This window comes from Photobacterium sanctipauli, from assembly GCF_003026495.1.
Lineage (GTDB): Bacteria > Pseudomonadota > Gammaproteobacteria > Enterobacterales > Vibrionaceae > Photobacterium > Photobacterium sanctipauli.
Genome location: NZ_PYMA01000009.1, coordinates 107,808 through 127,487, shown reverse-complemented (window position 1 = coordinate 127,487; position 19,680 = coordinate 107,808). Strand labels below are relative to the sequence as shown.

Genomic DNA, 19,680 nt, shown 5'->3' with positions numbered 1-19,680 from the left:
AGTTAGTTCTGCTCGTATTCACCGTTAACAACAGTCGCCCGAACATGGTAGTCACGATCAAAGATAGTTAGGTTAGCAACCATCCCTTTCTTGATGGCACCCAGTTTCTTGTCAGCGCCAATGGCGCGAGCAGGATACAGAGTGGCCATACGGATCGCTTCGTCCAGGGCGATACCTGCATGTTCGACACTGTTTTGAACTGCTTCAATCATTGTTAGTGCCGAACCACCGAGTGTGCCATTTTCATCAACACACTTCCCATCACGGTAATATACTTTCTTGCCGACAAAAATAAAGTGATCCATGTCTGCTCCTGCAGGTGCAGTTGCATCGGTGACCAAAACAAGTTTTTCGCCTTTCATACGGTGAGCAAGACGAATATTGGCATAATCAACATGGAAACCGTCAGCAATAATGCCTGTGTAAACCTCTGGTGTGTCGTAAATTGCACCAACCATACCCGGCTCGCGGCCTGCAATCGGCGTCATTGCGTTGAATAGGTGGGTAGCGAAAGTAATACCAGAAGCAAAACCTTTGCGGGCTTCAACATAGGTGGCGTTGGTATGGCCGGCAGAAACAATAATGCCTGCGTCTACCAGCTTCTCGATATGCTCGTGCGGGTTTTGCTCGGGGGCTAGCGTCACTTTGGTGACAACATCGGCATTGTCGCAGATGGTTTTGATCATTTCATCGTCTGAACGACGGATGTGGTCAACAGAGTGGATACCTTTTTTCATTACGTTAAGGTATGGACCCTCAAGGTGCAGGCCTAACGAATGATTTTGGTATTGGCTTTGATACTCACGCTCGGCAGCGATGGCTGCTTTCATGTCTTCGTCCGACGAAGTGATAAGCGTAGGCAAGAAGCTGGTACAACCCGATTTCAGGTTGGCACGGTGCATGGTGTGAATAGTGTCGGCGTTGATTTCATCGTTAAACATGACGCCACCACAGCCATTTAGCTGTAGGTCGATGAAGCCAGGCGTTAGGTTGGCACCGTTTAGATCGCGAGTTTCGATATCTGCAGGTAGGTCTGCCTCAGGGCAAACAGCGTGAATGTTCACGCCGTCAATAATGACGGCGTGGTTATTCAGCACATCGCTACCGGTATATATGCGGCAATTGGTAAGCGCGTACATGAACAAATCCTTTTAATTACAGGTTCTTGATGTTTTGTGACTCAAGCTCTTGGAAGTATTTAACCGTTTTCACTTTCAGCTCTTGCGTTGATGGCTCATCACAAACAATCAAAGATTTAGGGTGAAGCTGAAGCGCAGATACTGTCCATAGGTGGTTAACAGAACCTTCAACAGCGGCTTCAAGAGCAAGGGCTTTGTTGTGGCCTGTTACTAGGATCATGATCTCTTCTGAATCAAGCAGTGTACCTACACCGATAGTTAGGGCGTATTTTGGTACCTGGTTGATGTCGCCATCGAAGAAGCGCGAGTTTGCGATACGCGTGTCTTCTGTTAGCGTCTTGATACGAGTACGAGAAGCTAGCGAAGAGGCTGGCTCGTTGAACGCGATGTGGCCGTCGTTGCCCACGCCACCCATGAATAGGTTGATGCGGCCGTAAGACTTAATTTTGTCTTCGTAACGCTGGCATTCTACTGCGTGATCTTCTGCATTGCCGTTAAGCAGGTTGATGTTCTCTTCCTGAATATCAACGTGGTTGAAGAAGTTTTCGTACATGAATGTACGGTATGACTCTGGGTGATCAGCTGGGATGCCGATGTACTCGTCCATGTTGAAAGTCACAACATGCTTAAAACTTACTTCACCTGCCTGATAAAGCTCGATAAGACGCTTATAAGTAGCTAGTGGAGTGCCACCTGTTGGTAGACCCAATACGAAAGGACGTTCCGCTGTTGGCTTAAATTTGTTAATACGATCAGCAATATAGCGAGCAGACCACAAACCTACTTCTTTAGCTTCATTCAGTGGGATTAGTCTCACGGTGACACCTCATTCCAAGTTTAAATACCAATAAAATCTTAGCGTGTTATCGCCTTTGTTTTGGATAATAAAATAAGTTTTATGATCGAGCTAGCAAAATCGCCTGATTATTGGCTCTGCAGGTGATAAAGATCACAAATAAGGAGGTTTTAATTTGCGGGGCGAAATTAATTTCTTAAACTGCAAATAACTTAATCGGGTAGCTAAAATAAGTTATCAACTCTGCATCTAAGAAAACCATAGGGGGAACTAAGGGTGAACATTCTTGGATATTTTCAAAAAGTAGGTAAAGCATTGATGGTGCCAGTCGCCACTCTGCCTGCCGCAGCAATCTTAATGGGTATTGGTTACTGGATCGATCCAAACGGCTGGGGTGCGAACAGCGCACTTGCTGCCTTTTTGATTAAAGCCGGTGCCGCAATCATCGACAACATGTCTGTACTGTTTGCAATCGGTGTTGCTTACGGTATGTCTAAAGATAAAGATGGTGCAGCAGCACTTTCTGGTTTCGTTGGTTTCCTAGTTGTTACTACTCTACTGTCTCCGGGCGCAGTTGCTCAGATTCAGGGCATCGACGCAAGCGCAGTGCCTGCTGCATTCGCGAAGATCAACAACCAGTTCGTTGGTATCCTAGTAGGTATCGTATCTGCAGAGATCTACAACCGCTTCTCACACGTTGAGCTTCACAAAGCACTTGCATTCTTCTCTGGTAAGCGTCTGGTTCCTATCCTAACGTCTTTCGCCGGTATCCTGATTGCATTCGTTCTTATGTACATCTGGCCTTCTGTTTACAACGGTCTTGTAAGCTTCGGTGAAGGTATCCAGGGCATGGGCGAGGTAGGTGCTGGTCTATACGCATTCTTCAACCGTCTACTAATCCCAGTTGGTCTACACCACGCACTGAACTCAGTATTCTGGTTTGACGTTGCTGGTATCAACGATATCCCTAACTTCCTTGGTGGCGCGAAATCAATCGCTGAAGGTACTGCAACTGTAGGTGTTACAGGTATGTACCAGGCTGGTTTCTTCCCAATCATGATGTTCGGTCTACCAGGTGCAGCACTTGCGATGTACCACACTGCTAAGGCGAAGAACAAAGAAAAAGTTGCGTCAATCATGATCGCTGCTGGTTTCGCATCATTCTTCACTGGTGTTACTGAGCCGCTAGAATTCGCATTCATGTTCCTAGCTCCTGCACTATACGTTGTTCACGCACTACTAGCTGGTATCTCTGTATACATCGCAGCTTCTATGCAGTGGATTGCAGGTTTCGGTTTCTCAGCAGGTCTAGTAGATATGGTTCTATCTACTCGTAACCCACTAGCTGTAAACTGGTACATGCTAATCGTACAGGGCTTCGTATTCTTCGCGCTTTACTACTTCATCTTCCGCACAGTTATCATCAAGTTCAACCTGAAGACACCAGGTCGTGAAGATGACGACGCTGAAGAAGGTGCAGCACAAGGTTCTAAGGAAACTGGTGAACTAGCTAAGCAGTACCTAAAAGCACTAGGCGGTCACGAAAACCTAGAAAACATCGATGCTTGTATCACTCGTCTACGTCTAACGCTAAAAGACAGCAGCCTTGCTGACGAGAAACAACTTAAAGCACTAGGTGCAATGGGTGTGGTTAAACTTGGTTCAAACAACCTACAGGTTATCCTTGGCCCACTAGCTGAAATCGTTGCTGGCGAAATGAAAAAAATCCCAGCATCTGAAGACCTATCAGCTGTAAAACTGCCTTAATTACCACACGTAATTAACCAGTACTACCGGTCTCCACTCTGGAGGCCGGTACCTTCAAGCAAGACCCGCAACAGACTCAACAATCACCTGAAATTCCACTACGACTATCGACCTTTCCCTGGCGCTTGCCAGTGTTTGAATGGCGATGTCCTGTACCTGCAATTTCAGATTATTGTTATGTCGTTTTGACATTTTATTTTTACCGCCAACTTTTTATCGGCGGTTTCGGGAGAGAAGGAGTTACTCGTGAGAGCATTTAAACTGAGCCTGTTGGCCTCGGTGGTGGCATTGGCCGCAACCGGTTGTGCGTCAAACACACCTGCAATGACCGACCAGCAGGTTGCTGATACGTTGGCTGCTAACCTGGGTGTTAATTACCAGCTGGTGACTAACCACGGCGCAAACGAAGGCCTTAAGTGTCAGGAGTTACAAGCAGAATGGGCGTCTTGTGACTTGATTAACCTAACCCTGACCAACAACGGTCCTGCGGTTGATAGCAAAGATTGGAAAATCTATTTCCACAGCGTCCGCATGATCCTTGAAGTTCAGAACGAGCAGTTTAAGGTTACCCATGTAACAGGTGATCTGCATACCCTTGAGCCAACCGACAAGTTCGAAGGCTTCGCTGAGGGTGAAAGTGTCGTGATCCCATACATTGGTGAATACTGGAAGTTGTTCGAGACGGACTACATGCCAAGATCGTATGTCGTGGCGGGTGACTCGACACCAGAAACCATCGTGAGCACGGATCATGAAGATCCATCGGCTTACACCAACCCAATTGAAGGCGATAACTGGAAGCGTACGCCTGCCGACAACAACGTGCTGGCGACGGCGCAGTCTCGTTTCGAGAAGAACAGCGATGTAGACCTGCTGGCCAAGGAAGAGGTTGCAGGCACGATTATCCCAACGCCATTAAGCACTAAACTGACTGGCGGTAAAGTCTCACTTGCCAACGGTATTAGTATTGAAAACAAGGCGCTGCCAACCTCCATGCTGGAAGCGGCAACGACGCGCATGGCATCGTTTGGCATTGATACCAATGGTGACTACCCGGTTAAGCTGTACCTTGATCCATCGCGCTTTAGCCAAGAAAACAAAGTATCCGGTGCATACTTGCTTGATGTCCGTGATGGCGTGACGACGGTTGTCGGCTACGACTACCAAGGTGCGTTTTACGGCCTGCAATCGCTGATGTCTTTGATGGGCACTGGCGCAGAGCAAACTATCCCAACCCTGAAAGTGAGCGATGCACCGCGCTTCGATTACCGTGGCGTGATGGTCGATGTTGGCCGTAACTTCCACTCGAAAGAAGCGATTTTGCGAACGCTTGACCAAATGGCCGCGTTCAAGATGAACAAGTTCCACTTCCACCTAAGCGATGACGAGGGCTGGCGTGTCGAGATCCCTGGCTTGCCGGAACTAACCGAGATCGGTAGCCAGCGTTGTCACGACTTGTCTGAAACGACGTGTCTATTGCCGCAGCTGGGTTCTGGCCCAACAAGCGACAACTTTGGCTCGGGCTACTACAGCACGGAAGACTACCTTGAAATCCTTCACTACGCGAAAGCACGTGGCATTGAAGTGATCCCAGAGCTTGATATGCCAGCGCACTCCCGTGCCGCGGTTATCTCGATGGAAGCGCGCTACAAGCGCTTGGCTGAAGCCGGCGATATGGCGGCGGCTGAGCAGTACCGCTTGACCGACCCGCAAGATACGTCAAACGTAACAACGGTCCAGTTCTACGATAAGTACAGCTTCATCAACCCATGCATGGATTCATCGCTAAACTTCGTAGACAAGGTGATTACCGAAATTGCGGCCATGCACAAGCAAGCGGGTATGCCGCTGAATACTTGGCATTACGGTGCCGATGAAGCGAAGAACATTAAGCTGGGTGCCGGCTTCCAAGACGTGAACAGCGATGAGAAGGTTGCATGGAAGGGCGACTTAGACCTATCGGCGCAGGATAAGCCTTTTGCCCAGTCTCCAATGTGTCAGAAGCTGCTAGAAAACGGTGAAGTTGAAGACTTTGCCCACTTGGTGGGCTACTTTGGCTTGAGAGTCAGTGAAATCGCGGCAAGCAAGGGCGTTGCTAACTTCCAGGCTTGGAATGACGGCCTGAAATACCTGAAGGGTGATGCCGACCAGTTTGCGAGCGAGAACGTGCGTGTTAACCACTGGGACGTACTGTACTGGGGCGGTGGCACAGCAGCTTATGACTGGGCTGCGAAAGGCTACGACATGATTGCCTCAAACCCAGACTACCTCTACATGGATATGCCTTACGAGGTCGATCCGAAAGAGCGCGGTTACTACTGGGCAACACGTGCAACGGATACCCGTAAGATGTTCGGCTTTGCACCTGAAAACTTGCCTCAAAATGCAGAAACGTCGGTTGACCGCGACGGTAACGGCTTCGTGAGCAAGGGTAACGCAGATGCCAGCATTTACGGTATGTCTGCCCAGCTATGGAGTGAGACAGTTCGCACCGACGAGCAGTACGAGTACATGGTATTCCCACGTGTGATTGCCGCGGCACAGCGTGCTTGGCATGAAGGCGAGTGGGAAAATGAGTACAAGGTAGGCGTTGAGTACTCTCAGCAAACGCAGCTGGTTGACAAAGAGGCGCTGACTGCTGAATGGCAACGCTTTGCCAACACCCTGGGTCAGCGTGAATTGGCCAAGCTTGATGCGGCAGGTGTTAACTACCGTGTACCTGTGCCGGGTGCGAAAGTAGAGGCGGGTGTACTGCACATGAACATCAGCATGCCTGGTTTGGTGCTGCAATATTCAACGGACGGTGGCGAAAACTGGACGAACTACGATGCGAAGGCGAAGCCTGCGGTATCGGGTGATGTACAGATCCGCGCTATCAGTGCCAATGGCCAGCGCTTTAGCCGAGTGACGTCACTGTAAGTGGCTTTGCACTAGCTTGTTAATATGTCTGGCGGAGGCCATCTCCGCCAGCTTCTTGATAGTCATTGAGGCATAGTGATTATCAAGAAGCTGTTAGGGCAGTTTCAGTCCGAGAAATCCTTTTTCCATTGTGGGTTTCTGAGTGGAATGTTGTTATTGGGCCTGATCTTAGGGCTTGCTGTTTTGATACCCCGCTAATAGCGGGGTTTTTTTATACATATCGACAAACAATGCATACTATTTGTTGAGTCATCCCCCATAATTATGGATCATAGGGGGTTCAAAAATCCTGTAAGCACACGAGGTGTAATTGATGAGTGAATCTGAAGCTCGTCCAACGAACTTTATCCGCCAGATTATCGATGCGGATTTAGCAAGTGGCAAACATACAAGCGTACATACCCGATTCCCGCCGGAGCCGAACGGCTACCTGCATATCGGTCATGCGAAATCTATTTGTTTGAACTTCGGTATTGCTCAGGACTATCAGGGTCAATGTAATCTACGATTTGATGATACTAACCCTGAGAAAGAAGACATCGAATACGTTGAGTCTATTAAGAACGATGTTAACTGGTTGGGCTTTGAGTGGAGCGGTGAGATTTGTTACTCATCGAACTACTTCGATAAGCTACACGGGTTTGCTATTGAATTAATTAATAAAGGCTTAGCGTATATTGATGAGCTAAGTCCAGAGCAAATGCGTGAGTATCGCGGTACCCTTACTGAGCCAGGTAAGCACAGCCCGTACCGCGACCGCAGCGTAGAAGAAAACCTTGAGCTGTTCGACAAAATGAAGAACGGCGAGATCGAAGAAGGCAAAATGTGCCTTCGCGCCAAGATCGACATGGCATCGCCATTCATGGTGATGCGTGACCCGGTTCTTTACCGTGTACGTTTCGCAACCCACCACCAGACTGGCGACAAGTGGTGCATCTACCCGATGTACGACTTCACCCACTGTATTTCCGATGCGCTAGAGGGCATTACGCACTCTATCTGTACATTAGAGTTCATGGACAACCGTCGTCTGTACGACTGGGTACTTGATAACATCACGATTGACTGCCAGCCTCGCCAGTACGAGTTCAGCCGTCTAAACCTTGAATACACTGTGATGTCTAAGCGTAAGCTGAACCAGCTGGTTACCGAGAACTTGGTTTCTGGTTGGGATGACCCGCGCATGCCAACGATTTCAGGCCTGCGTCGCCGTGGCTTTACGTCGGCATCTATCCGTGAGTTCTGTAAGCGTATCGGTGTGACCAAACAAGATAACACTATCGAGATGAGCTCGCTTGAATCTTGTATCCGCGATGATTTGAACGAGAACGCACCGCGTGCGATGGCAGTTCTTGATCCAATTAAAGTGGTTATCGAGAACTTTGAAGGCGAAGCTGAAATGCTTGAAGTGGCTAATCACCCGAACAAGCCTGAGATGGGCAGCCGCCAAGTACCGTTTACCGGTGAGCTGTACATTGAACGTGAAGACTTCCGCGAAGAAGCGAATAAGAAGTACAAGCGTTTGGTGCTAGGCAAAGAAGTTCGCTTGCGTGGCGCTTACGTGATCAAGGCTGAGCGTATCGAGAAGGACGAAGAAGGTAACATTTCGACTATCTTCTGTACTTACGATAACGAGACACTGGGTAAGAACCCAGCAGATGGCCGTAAAGTGAAAGGCGTTATCCACTGGGTATCGGCTTCTCACGGTGTACCTGCTGAGATCCGCCTATACGATCGCCTGTTCACTGTACCAAACCCTGGTGCGGCAGAAGACTTCGTCTCTGTGATCAACCCAGAGTCACTGACAGTGATGAACGGTGTGGTTGAGCCTTCATTGGTATCGGCTGAAGCAGAAAAAGCGTTCCAGTTCGAGCGTACCGGCTACTTCTGTGCAGACAGCAAAGATTCGTCTGCTGACAAGCTAGTGTTCAACCGCACGGTTGGCCTGCGCGATACTTGGGCGAAGATTGGCGATTAATTCGCGAATTGCAGCCAATAAAAAACCCGCCATTGGCGGGTTTTTTTGTATCGGGCTAAACGATTAATTCGCTTTGGTGGCCAAGTGTTGAGCTCCCGGCCTTGTCGTTTTAGGTATAGTCGAATTAATTACTTAGGATCGTGAAGTGTTTCGTCTTCAGAACAATTACCTTCGATGCAATGTCCATATAGGTACAAACTATGGTTGGTAAGACGAACATTGAAGCTGGCAGCGATTTCTTTCTGGCGATTTTCGATAACATCATCAGAAAATTCAATCACTTTGCCGCAGTCTAGGCAAACAAGGTGATCGTGGTGATGCTGGGTCGCCAGCTCGAATACAGATTTACCGCCTTCGAAGTGGTGACGCGTCACAATGCCAGCGTCATCAAATTGGTTCAATACTCGGTAAACTGTTGCCAGACCAATTTCTTCACCAATATCGATTAATTTTTTATACAAGTCTTCCGCACTGATGTGTTGGCAGTCAGGTTGTTGAAGTACTTCCAGAATTTTCAGACGTGGAAGTGTAACCTTTAGGCCTGCTTGTTTAAGTGCATGGTTATTATCTGACATTCGAGTTTCCTATTGGCTATCCGCATCAACATAATACGGTAGTCTTTCTCTTCTCTAATCATTATAAGTGACCACAAGGTAACAATAAACCTCAAAACGGGTCAATCTTGCTGATATTTAACTTTTCTTTTTGTTGTCAGATTGTTGTTAAATTGTACATTTTGAGTTTTCGTAGGTAGTATTTAAGACATCGTACCAGTTAAGAAGGTGACTGCCTGTGTATAAACTCTATAAACCCGCACTCGTCAAGCTGGCTCTGAACTTATGGCCGCCTTTTTGGGGATCGGGAATTAGAATAATTCGTATTTCCAATGACTTTAAAACAGTAAAAATAAAATTAAAGTTAAGATGGTGGAATAAAAATGCTAATCGTACTCAATACGGTGGTAGTATTTTTTCTCTAACAGACCCGGTTTATGCATTAATGCTTATAGGGCTGTTAGGCAAGGAATATTACGTGTGGGATAAACATGCCGAGATTAACTTTATCAAGCCTGGAAACAGCGATTTATACGCGGATTTTGTGATTAGCGATAATTGCCTGCGTGATATCCTTGATGCGACAGCGGGCGGCGATAAGCATTTGCCGGAATTTATGGTGCAGGTTAAAGACATACAGGGGGAGGTGGTTTCCGAGGTGAAACGCACACTGTATGTAAGGAAGAAGCCGCAGTACCGAGAAGAGGTGGGGAAGTTGGCTGAAGAGGAGCTGACTTCATAGCCGTGGTTGGTGGTAGATACCCTGGAAAGGTACCAGATACAAAAACGCCAGAGCAATTGCCCTGGCGCTCTACTAGCTCAACCAGTGATTAGTCTGCTAGCTCTGCTAGGCACATTTCTTCGTAGATTTGCTTAACCCACTTTTCAACGCGCTCTTCAGTTAGCTCTGGCTGGCGGTCTTCGTCAACACAAAGGCCCACGAAGTGGTCGTCATCAACCAGTGCTTTTGATGCTTCGAACTCGAAACCTTCCGTTGAGAAGTGGCCAACGATAGTTGCGCCGCGACCTTCAACGATTTCACGTACTGTACCCATCGCGTCACAGAAGTACTCAGCGTAGTCTTCCTGATCGCCACAGCCAAAGATAGCAACAAGCTTTGTCGAGAAGTCGATGTTCTCTAGCTCAGGGAAGAAGTCGTCCCAATCACACTGTGCTTCACCGTAGTACCAAGTAGGGATACCCAGTAGTAGCAGATCAAAATTGTCGATATCTTCTTTGCTGCTTTTCGCGATATCTTTAACTTCAACTAGGTTCTTACCTAGTTGCTTCTGGATCATTTTAGCGACAGCTTCTGTGTTACCTGTGTCGCTACCAAAGAAGAGTCCTACACTCGCCATAGTAGAAATTACCCGTATTAATTGTTGACCGTTAGCCTGACTGCCAACGATGTACATAATTCTGTGTCAGAGTGAATACTCTGATAGTCAATGATAACTATTTCGATCTACGAGTCTATGCGATTTACCGATCAAAACCTACCATTGATTGTACCAACCAGGATAAGCACTTGTTTTCTAGTTAACTAGTAAGGAATATCAAGAGCTTATGTTGGTTGGTATTTACTGTTACAGCAACCTTAACCGATGCCTGCCCCTTCCCAGCTTAGCTGAATAAGGCCTTTGGCAATGAACCCGGTACAGCCTAAGAATAAGACCAACCAGACGATTTTACGGCCAAAAGGCGGCACATTGCCTTGTTTTAGCACATCTTTAATGGCCATGCCGATAAAGAAAAAAATGGCGGCAAACAGTAAGTCCAGCCCAATCGATTCAAGCAGGTCCATGTGCTCATACAACATTCGTGTCTCCTTACCACAGCATTGTTAATGTTGAGCTAGGCGCGAACTATACCACAGACAATGGCCAACTGTTAACGGCTAAGCCGCTTGTAAGAAGTTCAAAATGATACGATTTACCGTCTCCGGTTTTTCGGCGTGCAGCCAGTGCCCGGTATTGGCCACCATATGGGCTTTGGCTGCCGGGAATTGGCGGCCGATAGCCTCGCGGTGCTCCGGCAAAATGTAGTCTGAGTTCTGGCCTTTCACGAACAAGGTTTTGCCATGGAAGGGGGTGATTTCTTCCCAGCCCATGATGGTGTCGTAGTTGGCAATAAGCCCTTCCACATTGAATCGCCAGCCATACTGGCCGCTGTCTTGCTTGGCGAATGATTTAAGCAGAAATTGGCGAACGCCGGGCTCGATAACGTGCATGGCCAGGTAAGTTTCGGCCTCGCTGCGTTTGCCAACGGTGTGCTTTGCCACTTCGCGCAAACCCGCAAACACGTTTTGGTGGCGGTGAACATGGTAATGCACCGGCGCCATATCGAGGATCAGCAAGCGGTCGAGTTTGTCCTTAGCCAGCTCGGTCATGGCCATCGCCACTTTTCCGCCCATAGAATGACCAATCAATGAGAACTGCTCGATGTCGAGTTGGTCGATGACATTAAGGACATCGTTGGCCATTTCGCGGTAGGTAAAATGCTCGCTGTGGGGGGAGCGGCCATGGTTTCGTAGATCAACGCTGATCACTTTATATTTATCTTTCAACGATCTGGCGAGTAGCCCTAGGTTGTCGGCGCTGCCGAACAGGCCATGGATCAAGACGATCGCGCTTCCTTCGCCATCCACTTGGTAATGAAGATTCACTGACTATTTTCTCTTGTTGTTAACGCTTTACCGTAGAGTATAACCTCGGATCACGTTATAATCGCACCGTGATTTTCAAACGGAACGATAATGAACACTACGATGAAGACTATTGAGGTAGACGAAGAGCTATATCGTTACATCGCCAGCCAGACTCAACACATTGGCGAGAGCGCATCAGATATTCTACGCCGACTGCTAATGATGCCTAACCAAGGCGAGGTTGCGCCTGTGCAACCAGAGGTTGTAATGCCTGTTCGCCCTAAAGGGATCGTGGTCAGCAAAGATGCTGGTAACTTGGCTCAAACTGATCGCGTAAAAGAGATGCGTAGCCTGCTGATCTCTGATGAATTTGCCGCTCAGGAAAAGGCGATCGGCCGATTTATGCTGGTTTTATCCTCGCTTTATCGTATCGATCCGAAAGGTTTTGCCGAAGCAGCCGCGATAAAAGGACGTACTCGCGTGTACTTTGCTGAGAGTGAGGACACTCTGCTGGCAAGTGGTAAAACAACCAAGCCAAAATCAATCCCGGAGACGCCATTCTGGGTAATTACGAATACTAATACTGATCGTAAACGTCAGATGGTTGAGCAACTGATGGGCAAAATGAACTTCGGTGCAGAGATCATCGAGAAGGTTTGCGGTGAAATTTAACAGGCGTTAAGCCTAACTTTTACAAGGATAAGTTAATGGCGATTCATCCTCGCGCTGGTCAACGTGCCCAGCAAGAAGATATGCATAACATTCCAGCGTTGGTGGCAAATTATTTCCTGATTGAGCCGAGTGCTCAAAATCCGCAGCAGAAAGTAGCATTTGGTACTTCTGGTCACCGCGGTACTGCCGACAAAGGAACGTTTAACCAGCACCACATCTGGGCAATCGCGCAAGCAGTTGCTGAAGTGCGCAAAGCCAATGGTGTGACTGGCCCGTTATTCTTAGGTAAAGATACCCACGCACTGTCTGAGCCGGCATTTACCTCGACACTTGAAGTGTTGGTGGCAAACGGTGTTCAGGTGGTGATCCAAGCAGGTCGCGGTTACACCCCAACGCCGGGTATTTCCCATGCCATTCTTTGCCACAACGTGGCGAGCGAAGCAAAAGCTGACGGCATTGTGATCACGCCATCTCACAACCCACCACAAGACGGCGGTATCAAATACAACCCTGTTCACGGTGGCCCTGCTGAAGGCGCGCTGACTACTGCGATTGAAACCCGTGCTAACGACATTATTGCTGCCGGCATGGTGGACGTGAAGCGTGTTGCTATCGAAGAGGCGTTCGCAAGCGATTTGGTTGAAGAGCGTGAGTTGGTTGCCCCTTACGTTGATGACTTGGTAAATGTTATCGACATGGCTGCTATCCAGAAAGCCAACCTAAAAATCGGTGTTGATCCGCTAGGTGGCTCTGGTATTGAATACTGGCGCCAAATTGCCACTCACTACAACCTTGATCTGACGCTGGTGGATGAGTCTATCGACCCATCATTCCGTTTTATGTCGTTGGACAAAGACGGCGTAGTGCGTATGGACTGTTCATCACCGTATGCAATGGCTGGCCTGCTTGAGCACAAAGACATGTATGACCTCGCTTTCGGTAACGACCCAGACTACGATCGCCACGGTATCGTGACGCCAGCTGGCTTGATGAACCCGAACCATTTCCTTGCGGTATGTATTGATTACCTATATCGCCACCGCCCAGACTGGGGCCAGGAAGTGGCAGTTGGTAAAACGCTGGTATCAAGTGCATTGATTGACCGCGTTGTGGCTGATCTTGGCCGCGAGCTTTGCGAAGTACCTGTTGGTTTCAAATGGTTTGTCGATGGCCTATACAGCGGCAAGCTTGGCTTCGGTGGCGAGGAAAGTGCCGGTGCATCTTTCCTACGTCTAGACGGCACGCCATGGTCGACTGACAAAGATGGTATCCTGCTTTGCCTGTTGGCGGCTGAAATCACAGCGGTAACGGGTAAGAATCCACAGCAGTACTACGATGAGTTGGCTGCCAAGCACGGTGCATCTGAGTATAACCGTATTCAAGCTGTGGCAAACGGTGAGCAGAAAGCGGTACTTAGCAAGCTATCGCCAGAAATGGTAGCTGCTGAAACCCTAGCAGGTGATGCAATCACGGCACGCCTGACCCACGCGCCTGGCAACGGTGCTGCTATCGGTGGCCTTAAAGTGACCACCGAAAATGGCTGGTTCGCGGCACGTCCTTCGGGCACAGAAGACATCTATAAGATCTACTGTGAAAGCTTCAAGGGCAAAGAGCACCTTGCGCTTATCGAGAAGGAAGCACAGGAAATCGTGAGTAAAGTATTTACTGACGCAGGCCTGTAAGCCAAATCGAATTGCTGATTGAAAACGCCCGCTTGCGGGCGTTTTTTTATGCCTGCTATTCACCTTACGTCGGTGGAATAAATAGTCGCTATACGTTGGGCCAGTGTTCCGGCATCACAAACCATATTTGGTTATCAGGTGCGACGGCCATGGTAGGGTGTGTTACCTGACTGAGGGGAGGGTTGTCTTCCAGTTGCTCAAAAGTTGGCGGGGCTATCCAATCCGGCTTGCCTATCGCCCGCAGGTTAAGCTTGCCCGCTTGAGCTGAATAGCACCACTTTCCGGTCGCCACGTTGGGGTTGAGCGCGATTGCCGAACCGATGTCGCTACTGTGGCAGGGGTAAAAAAGCCGGCCCTGCATGATCAAGCGCCGTACCTTCGGGGTGCCATACTTTGCTGCAAATTGGTTTTCGTACGCCGGATGTTGAGACATCAGTAGCTGGTGGTCCAGCATGCGGGATGCTTTTTTATCTAGGTTATCAATAGCATTGGGGCCAGGCCAAGATTGGCCGCAGGCAAGATAAAATTTGATGGCGACCTCCCAATGCTCAAGATCGCCACTGATCTTGTTTTTAACCAGGAAGTCTATCGCTCCCAAGGTTTGCTTGTTGTGCTGGAGTTGCAGCTCTTCGGCGACAAGGGTGTAGTCAGGATGGTGGACGATCAGTTGCTGCCATAGCCATTGGTAGAAAAAGCCAAGCCTATGGTTGCCTTGGTAAGCCTGGGCTGATGGCAATACGGCACGGGTACGAAAGCTATCGAACCAGGCTTGGTCGGCAATGTCCGCATGGCCGGCGAGAAGGGGTGGCAGTGTTAGCAGGCAATCGCTTGTGCGGGCTAAGTAGTTGTCATCTTTGGTGGTGTTGTATTTCAGCGTCATCCTTTTGCCCTGGTAGTTGCGATCTGGCTCAAGCATTTCGATGGACCTGTCATGTCCACACGAAATTAGGGTGTTTACTCTAATAAGAAACCATACAGTAAATATGGGTTTTGGTTGTTATAGGGGAGGAAACATGTATCGTCATTATTCGAAACCTTATATTTATTTCCGCCGCACCTTGGTTGTTGTTGTCGGCGTGGTTACCTTTCCCATCATGGTTTGCACCTCTGTAGATACCCGCTCAAAGCTGTATAGCTACCTACACCGGGTGTGGCTAAAAACCAGTGATAAGCCGGTATGGCTCGAAGAAAGTGAGCATGCTCTTCAAGAACTATACTAGGTTATAAGTTACTGAGCCATGCTGAGAATGCGTTGGCAATGATTTAAAAGCTGCATGAATGCAGCTTTTTTAATGCCTTATGTTCGCGATAGAATACGGTCAATCCCCCAATTAGGAACACACCATGAACAATTTAAAGCTTGAGTCCGTATTGAACGGCTTGTTGAGCCCGCATCTTATCAAAGACTACTGCCCGAATGGCCTTCAAGTGGAAGGCAAGTCAGACGTTAAAAAGATCATTACCGGTGTGACGGCGTGTCAGGCGTTGATTGATCGTGCGATTGAAGAAAAGGCGGATGCGATTTTGGTTCACCATGGCTATTTTTGGAAAGGTGAACCTGCTGAAATTCGTGGCATGAAATTTCGTCGTATCAAGGCACTGATTGAAAATGGTATTAACTTATATGCCTACCATTTGCCTTTGGATGTTCACCCAGAACTAGGGAACAATGCGCAACTGGCTAAGTTGCTGGATATTGAGGTGCTTGGCGGACTTGAAGAAGGGAATCCAAACTCGGTGGCGATTTATGGTCAACTAGAGCAGCCGTTGACGGGTGAAGAATTAGCTTCGCGCTTGGCAATTGCATTGCATCGTGAACCATTACATATTGGTAGTGAATACGCGCCAAAAGAAATTAAGACGATTGGCTGGTGTACTGGAGGCGGGCAAGATTTTATTGAATTAGCCGCTCAAAAAGGATTGGATGCATTTATTTCTGGCGAGATTTCCGAAAGAACAGTTCATATTTCCCGAGAGTTAGGTATTCATTATTATAGTGCTGGTCACCACGCAACTGAGCGTTATGGAATAAAAGTACTGGGTGAGTATTTAGCGAAAGAGCATAATTTCGATATTAAATTTATTGATATTGATAATCCTGTTTAAGTTAATTTTAACAAAACAAGAGCAGAGAAAGGCTTGGCATTGAGGTGCCAAGCCTTTTTATTTTGTGTTGTAAAATTTCATAATTCGGAAAAATGGAGGTATTAATACCGTTAGATCTCAGTCTAATTAATAGATTTTTTCAATATTTTACGGGTTTTTAATGGGTTGGGGTGATGATTTTTGATAAAGGTCAAAGAATCATCCTGAATGCTGTTGTGGGTGTCCGAAATATAATTACAACAATGAATGAATTCGATAATTTAAATTTACTCGTTTGATGTATCGCTGTTTGGTTATTCAGCCAATATTCAGAGATGTAAAAAAATAGCAGGTAAACATTTGCCATTAATTAACGAGCGCAAATTTTAAATTTTATCTATTCAGCGAATATTTTTAACCAATCATTATTTCATTGGTGTTGGCTGAATTATTTATTGGAGAACCCCCATGACAAAAAAGTGGTTTACCGAGTCGGTTGAAAGCACGGTATCCATGATGGATACGTCAACCGAAAATGGCTTGAACACAGCCGAGGTTAACAAGCGTCAAGAGCAATACGGTGCGAATGAGCTCCAAGAGCAGGCAGGTAAGTCTGTACTTGAACTTTTGGCCCACCAATTCAAGAACCCATTGATCTTTATCCTTGGTCTTGGCGCAATTGTATCTTTTTTCACTGGTCACTTAATTGATGCTGTTGCTATCGGTGTCATTATTGTTATCAACGTGCTTATTGCGTTTTGGCAAGAGTTCAAAGCCCAGAAAGGGATGGAAGCTTTGCGCGATATGGCAGCACCAATGGCGCAGGTACGTCGCAATGGCGAGTGGGTTGATATCCCGGCGCGCGATATCGTACCGGGTGATGTCCTGAAGATCAGTACTGGTGACATTCTGGCTGCCGACGTTCGAATTATCGAAGCTAACCGCCTGTCTATTGATGAAGCAGCACTGACCGGTGAGTCAGAGCCAGTTGATAAAATTTCTGAGGCGCTGGAAGACGGCAATATCAGCCTGGGTGATCAGAAGAACATGGGCTTTATGACCACCATGGTAACCTCAGGGACTGGTCTGGGTATCGTGGTGGGAACGGGTATGCAGACGGAAGTTGGTCACATCGCAGACATGATGGCCAACACCGAAGAAACCAAAACGCCAATGCAAGAGCGTATGGATACCATTGCGAAAACACTGATGACAGTGGCATTGGGTGTGGTAGCCGTTGTTTGTGTTATCGGTCTATACCACGGTATGCCATGGCTTGAGATCCTGAACACCGGTATTTCACTGTCTGTTGCAGCAATCCCTGAGGGCCTGCCAACGGTGGTGACTATCGTACTGACCATGGGCTCGACCCGTATGGTGAAGAGCAACGCATTGGCTAAACAGCTTGCGGCTATCGAGACCTTGGGTTCTACCACCGTTATCTGTTCCGATAAGACAGGTACATTGACCCAGAACCAAATGCAGGTAATGAAAGCCTACGATGCATCGGGCCGTCACTGGGAAGTTAGCGGAAAAGGCTTCTCGCCAAAGGGTGAATTCAAGCCGCTGTCGCACAGCACTGATGCGAAAGACAGCCCTGAGATGATGAAAGGTCTGGTTGTTGCGACCCTGTGTAATGATTCTGAGTACATTCAGGATGGCGACAAGTCGACAGTACGCGGTAACCCAACCGAGGGTGCACTGATTGTTGCGGCAGCGAAAGCGGGCCTACAGCAGGCAGAAATGCTATCAACTGGCGGCTACTCAATTGTTGAGAAATTCCCGTTCGACTCTGCGCGTAAGATGGCTTCGGTTATCGTTAAAGACCCACAGGGTAAGCACTTCCTAGCGATTAAGGGTGCGCCAGATGTGGTACTGCGCAATGCTTCTGGCTTTATGGTTAACGGTGAAGTGGTTGCTCACCAGCCTGTATCTGTTGAGGGTAACTTGGCAGTTGCTGCCAACCCAGCAGAAGAGATGGTTGCTAACTACGAAGCCGCTATCCAAGATTTTGCTGAGCAAGCACTACGTACGCTGGCGGTTGGTTTCCGTGAGCTATCGGAAGATGATCTGAAGCGCGACCACACCGAGCTAGAGCAAGATGTGACCATTCTTGGCCTGTACGGCATTATGGATCCACCTCGCCCAGAAGTACGTGCAGCGGTAAACAGCTGTTACGACGCTGGTGTTCGTACAGTGATGATCACCGGTGACCATGCTTTAACGGCAGCCGCGATTGCTCGTGACATCGGTATTATCCGCAGCGAAGACGATAAGGTTGTGACGGGCAGCCAGCTGGATGAGATGGACGATGACGAGCTGCGCCGTATTTGTCCGCAGGTTGCAGTATTCGCCCGCGTGACGCCTGAGCACAAGCTACGTATCGTACAAGCTCAGCAGTACAACAACGAAGTGGCAGCGATGACCGGTGACGGTGTAAATGATGCCCCAGCACTGCGCCGCGCTGATATCGGAGTGGCAATGGGGATCACGGGTACATCGGTTGCGAAAGACTCGGGTGATTTGATCCTACTGGACGATAACTTCAGCACCATTGTTAAAGCGGTACGCCAAGGTCGCCAGATTTTCGATAACCTACGCAAGTTCATCCGCCAGGCATTGACCGCGAACGTGGGTGAGGTATCGGTTATCTTGTTTGCCTTCCTGTTCATGGGGCCAGAGGTTGCTCTGCCGTTGACACCACTGATGATCCTTTGGATCAACCTGGTATCGGATGGCCTGCCTGCATTGGCTCTTGGTGTTGACCCAGAAGAAAAAGACCTGATGGAGCGTAAGCCGCGTAAGCGTAACGAGAGCTTCTTCAGCGATCACTTGGGTACCCGTATTGTGATCCGAGGTTTGGCACAGGGTGGTATGAGCTTCTTGGCATTCAACTGGGCGATGGGAGCCGGTTTAAGTGCTAACTATGCACAGACCATGGCATTCGCAATGCTTGTGTTCTGCCAGCTATGGCACATCTTCGACTCGCGTACCTTCAGCACGCTGTTCCGCAAGAACCCATTCACCAACAAATCGCTGTTGGGTGCGGTAGCACTGTCTGCCACGCTGTCTCTGGGTGTGATTTACACCGGCGTTGGTCAGTTCATCTTCAGCACTGAAGGGCTAGCTGCTGGTCATCTAGTGACTGTGTTCCTGGCTGCATCACTACCAACGCTAGTACTATCTGGCTTGAAAGAAATGACCAAAATCAAGTTCGTTTAATCGCAAGCGGTTGATAATAAAAAAGGGCCTTCGGGCCCTTTTGTTGTTTTAAGAGCGGTGCTATGGGGTAGAGCGGGACTGTGGCCCTATGGGGTAAAGAGCGGTGCTATGGAAAAGATCGGTACTATGGTGCTAAAACATTTAGAAAATAGTTAGACAGGCGGCCTTAGGTCGAAAAAGCTTCCCTCAGAACCTCAGAACCTCAGAACCTCAGAACCT

Annotated in this window: 17 protein-coding genes; 9 read left to right on the top strand and 8 right to left on the bottom strand. The window is 48.3% G+C overall.

Going from position 1 to position 19,680, the window contains the following annotated elements:
- Nucleotides 1-2 precede the first annotated feature (2 nt).
- Together nagA and nagB are read right to left on the bottom strand one after the other, a co-directional pair.
- Nucleotides 3-1,139, bottom strand: a complete 1,137-nt coding sequence (gene nagA, locus C9I98_RS15035) for an N-acetylglucosamine-6-phosphate deacetylase (RefSeq protein WP_036829004.1) — start codon at nucleotides 1,137-1,139, stop codon at nucleotides 3-5.
- A 16-nt stretch (nucleotides 1,140-1,155) separates the two neighbouring features.
- A complete protein-coding gene (gene nagB, locus C9I98_RS15030; protein WP_036829002.1) occupies nucleotides 1,156-1,956 on the bottom strand; it encodes a glucosamine-6-phosphate deaminase in 801 nt (266 codons plus the stop codon).
- A 255-nt stretch (nucleotides 1,957-2,211) separates the two neighbouring features.
- Between nagB and nagE the strand changes: the two genes are divergently transcribed.
- Complete coding sequence (nagE, locus tag C9I98_RS15025; protein ID WP_036829000.1) at nucleotides 2,212-3,702, top strand: N-acetylglucosamine-specific PTS transporter subunit IIBC; 1,491 nt, start codon at nucleotides 2,212-2,214, stop codon at nucleotides 3,700-3,702.
- 54 nt (nucleotides 3,703-3,756) lie between these two features.
- Here nagE and C9I98_RS26550 read toward each other — a convergent pair whose 3' ends face one another.
- A complete protein-coding gene (locus tag C9I98_RS26550; protein ID WP_158262689.1) occupies nucleotides 3,757-3,894 on the bottom strand; it encodes a hypothetical protein in 138 nt (45 codons plus the stop codon).
- A gap of 54 nt (nucleotides 3,895-3,948) precedes the next feature.
- Between C9I98_RS26550 and C9I98_RS15020 the strand changes: the two genes are divergently transcribed.
- Both C9I98_RS15020 and glnS read left to right on the top strand, forming a co-directional pair.
- On the top strand, nucleotides 3,949-6,621 hold the full coding sequence (locus C9I98_RS15020; RefSeq protein WP_245907168.1) for a beta-N-acetylhexosaminidase: 2,673 nt from the start codon (nucleotides 3,949-3,951) through the stop codon (nucleotides 6,619-6,621).
- A 313-nt stretch (nucleotides 6,622-6,934) separates the two neighbouring features.
- The gene (glnS, locus tag C9I98_RS15015) at nucleotides 6,935-8,599 is read left to right on the top strand and encodes a glutamine--tRNA ligase (RefSeq protein ID WP_036824288.1); all 1,665 of its coding nucleotides are present in this window, start codon (nucleotides 6,935-6,937) and stop codon (nucleotides 8,597-8,599) included.
- 128 nt (nucleotides 8,600-8,727) lie between these two features.
- On the opposite strand, the gene fur is transcribed toward glnS, so the two are convergent.
- Nucleotides 8,728-9,174 carry a ferric iron uptake transcriptional regulator gene (gene fur, locus C9I98_RS15010; RefSeq protein ID WP_107272156.1) on the bottom strand — a complete coding sequence of 149 codons (447 nt, stop codon included), beginning with the start codon at nucleotides 9,172-9,174 and terminating at the stop codon, nucleotides 8,728-8,730.
- A 217-nt stretch (nucleotides 9,175-9,391) separates the two neighbouring features.
- On the opposite strand from fur, the gene C9I98_RS15005 reads away from it, so the two are divergent.
- On the top strand, nucleotides 9,392-9,895 hold the full coding sequence (locus C9I98_RS15005; protein ID WP_036818054.1) for a DUF4442 domain-containing protein: 504 nt from the start codon (nucleotides 9,392-9,394) through the stop codon (nucleotides 9,893-9,895).
- An 88-nt stretch (nucleotides 9,896-9,983) separates the two neighbouring features.
- Here the strand turns inward: C9I98_RS15005 and fldA are convergent, their stop codons facing one another.
- The 3 genes from fldA to C9I98_RS14990 form a co-directional block, all read right to left on the bottom strand.
- Nucleotides 9,984-10,511 carry a flavodoxin FldA gene (gene fldA, locus C9I98_RS15000; RefSeq protein WP_036818053.1) on the bottom strand — a complete coding sequence of 176 codons (528 nt, stop codon included), beginning with the start codon at nucleotides 10,509-10,511 and terminating at the stop codon, nucleotides 9,984-9,986.
- A 239-nt stretch (nucleotides 10,512-10,750) separates the two neighbouring features.
- On the bottom strand, nucleotides 10,751-10,972 hold the full coding sequence (locus C9I98_RS14995; protein WP_036818051.1) for a DUF2788 domain-containing protein: 222 nt from the start codon (nucleotides 10,970-10,972) through the stop codon (nucleotides 10,751-10,753).
- A gap of 78 nt (nucleotides 10,973-11,050) precedes the next feature.
- Complete coding sequence (locus tag C9I98_RS14990; RefSeq protein ID WP_036818049.1) at nucleotides 11,051-11,818, bottom strand: alpha/beta fold hydrolase; 768 nt, start codon at nucleotides 11,816-11,818, stop codon at nucleotides 11,051-11,053.
- 102 nt (nucleotides 11,819-11,920) lie between these two features.
- On the opposite strand from C9I98_RS14990, the gene seqA reads away from it, so the two are divergent.
- Together seqA and pgm are read left to right on the top strand one after the other, a co-directional pair.
- A complete protein-coding gene (gene seqA, locus C9I98_RS14985) occupies nucleotides 11,921-12,472 on the top strand; it encodes a replication initiation negative regulator SeqA (protein ID WP_036818057.1) in 552 nt (183 codons plus the stop codon).
- A gap of 35 nt (nucleotides 12,473-12,507) precedes the next feature.
- Complete coding sequence (gene pgm, locus C9I98_RS14980) at nucleotides 12,508-14,154, top strand: phosphoglucomutase (alpha-D-glucose-1,6-bisphosphate-dependent) (RefSeq protein WP_036818046.1); 1,647 nt, start codon at nucleotides 12,508-12,510, stop codon at nucleotides 14,152-14,154.
- An 88-nt stretch (nucleotides 14,155-14,242) separates the two neighbouring features.
- Here the strand turns inward: pgm and C9I98_RS14975 are convergent, their stop codons facing one another.
- Nucleotides 14,243-15,070, bottom strand: a complete 828-nt coding sequence (locus C9I98_RS14975) for a DUF1853 family protein (protein WP_036818043.1) — start codon at nucleotides 15,068-15,070, stop codon at nucleotides 14,243-14,245.
- Nucleotides 15,071-15,167: 97 nt separating this feature from the next.
- Here C9I98_RS14975 and C9I98_RS14970 point away from each other — a divergent pair, with 97 nt between their 5' ends.
- From C9I98_RS14970 to C9I98_RS14960, 3 genes are all read left to right on the top strand, one after another.
- The gene (locus C9I98_RS14970; RefSeq protein ID WP_036818041.1) at nucleotides 15,168-15,374 is read left to right on the top strand and encodes a DUF2517 family protein; all 207 of its coding nucleotides are present in this window, start codon (nucleotides 15,168-15,170) and stop codon (nucleotides 15,372-15,374) included.
- A 124-nt stretch (nucleotides 15,375-15,498) separates the two neighbouring features.
- Nucleotides 15,499-16,260, top strand: coding sequence for a Nif3-like dinuclear metal center hexameric protein (locus C9I98_RS14965; RefSeq protein ID WP_107272155.1), 762 nt, complete (start codon nucleotides 15,499-15,501; stop codon nucleotides 16,258-16,260).
- A gap of 447 nt (nucleotides 16,261-16,707) precedes the next feature.
- Complete coding sequence (locus tag C9I98_RS14960) at nucleotides 16,708-19,461, top strand: cation-translocating P-type ATPase (RefSeq protein WP_036823758.1); 2,754 nt, start codon at nucleotides 16,708-16,710, stop codon at nucleotides 19,459-19,461.
- Nucleotides 19,462-19,680 lie beyond the last annotated feature (219 nt).

Coding starts and splice junctions, on each gene's coding strand:
- nagA (WP_036829004.1), bottom strand. CDS start 1,139: ATGTACGCGCTTACCAATTGCCGCATATATACCGGTAGCGATGTGCTG.
- C9I98_RS26550 (WP_158262689.1), bottom strand. CDS start 3,894: ATGTCAAAACGACATAACAATAATCTGAAATTGCAGGTACAGGACATC.
- glnS (WP_036824288.1), top strand. CDS start 6,935: ATGAGTGAATCTGAAGCTCGTCCAACGAACTTTATCCGCCAGATTATC.
- fur (WP_107272156.1), bottom strand. CDS start 9,174: ATGTCAGATAATAACCATGCACTTAAACAAGCAGGCCTAAAGGTTACA.
- fldA (WP_036818053.1), bottom strand. CDS start 10,511: ATGGCGAGTGTAGGACTCTTCTTTGGTAGCGACACAGGTAACACAGAA.
- C9I98_RS14995 (WP_036818051.1), bottom strand. CDS start 10,972: ATGTTGTATGAGCACATGGACCTGCTTGAATCGATTGGGCTGGACTTA.
- seqA (WP_036818057.1), top strand. CDS start 11,921: ATGAAGACTATTGAGGTAGACGAAGAGCTATATCGTTACATCGCCAGC.
- pgm (WP_036818046.1), top strand. CDS start 12,508: ATGGCGATTCATCCTCGCGCTGGTCAACGTGCCCAGCAAGAAGATATG.
- C9I98_RS14975 (WP_036818043.1), bottom strand. CDS start 15,070: ATGCTTGAGCCAGATCGCAACTACCAGGGCAAAAGGATGACGCTGAAA.
- C9I98_RS14970 (WP_036818041.1), top strand. CDS start 15,168: ATGTATCGTCATTATTCGAAACCTTATATTTATTTCCGCCGCACCTTG.
- C9I98_RS14965 (WP_107272155.1), top strand. CDS start 15,499: ATGAACAATTTAAAGCTTGAGTCCGTATTGAACGGCTTGTTGAGCCCG.
- C9I98_RS14960 (WP_036823758.1), top strand. CDS start 16,708: ATGACAAAAAAGTGGTTTACCGAGTCGGTTGAAAGCACGGTATCCATG.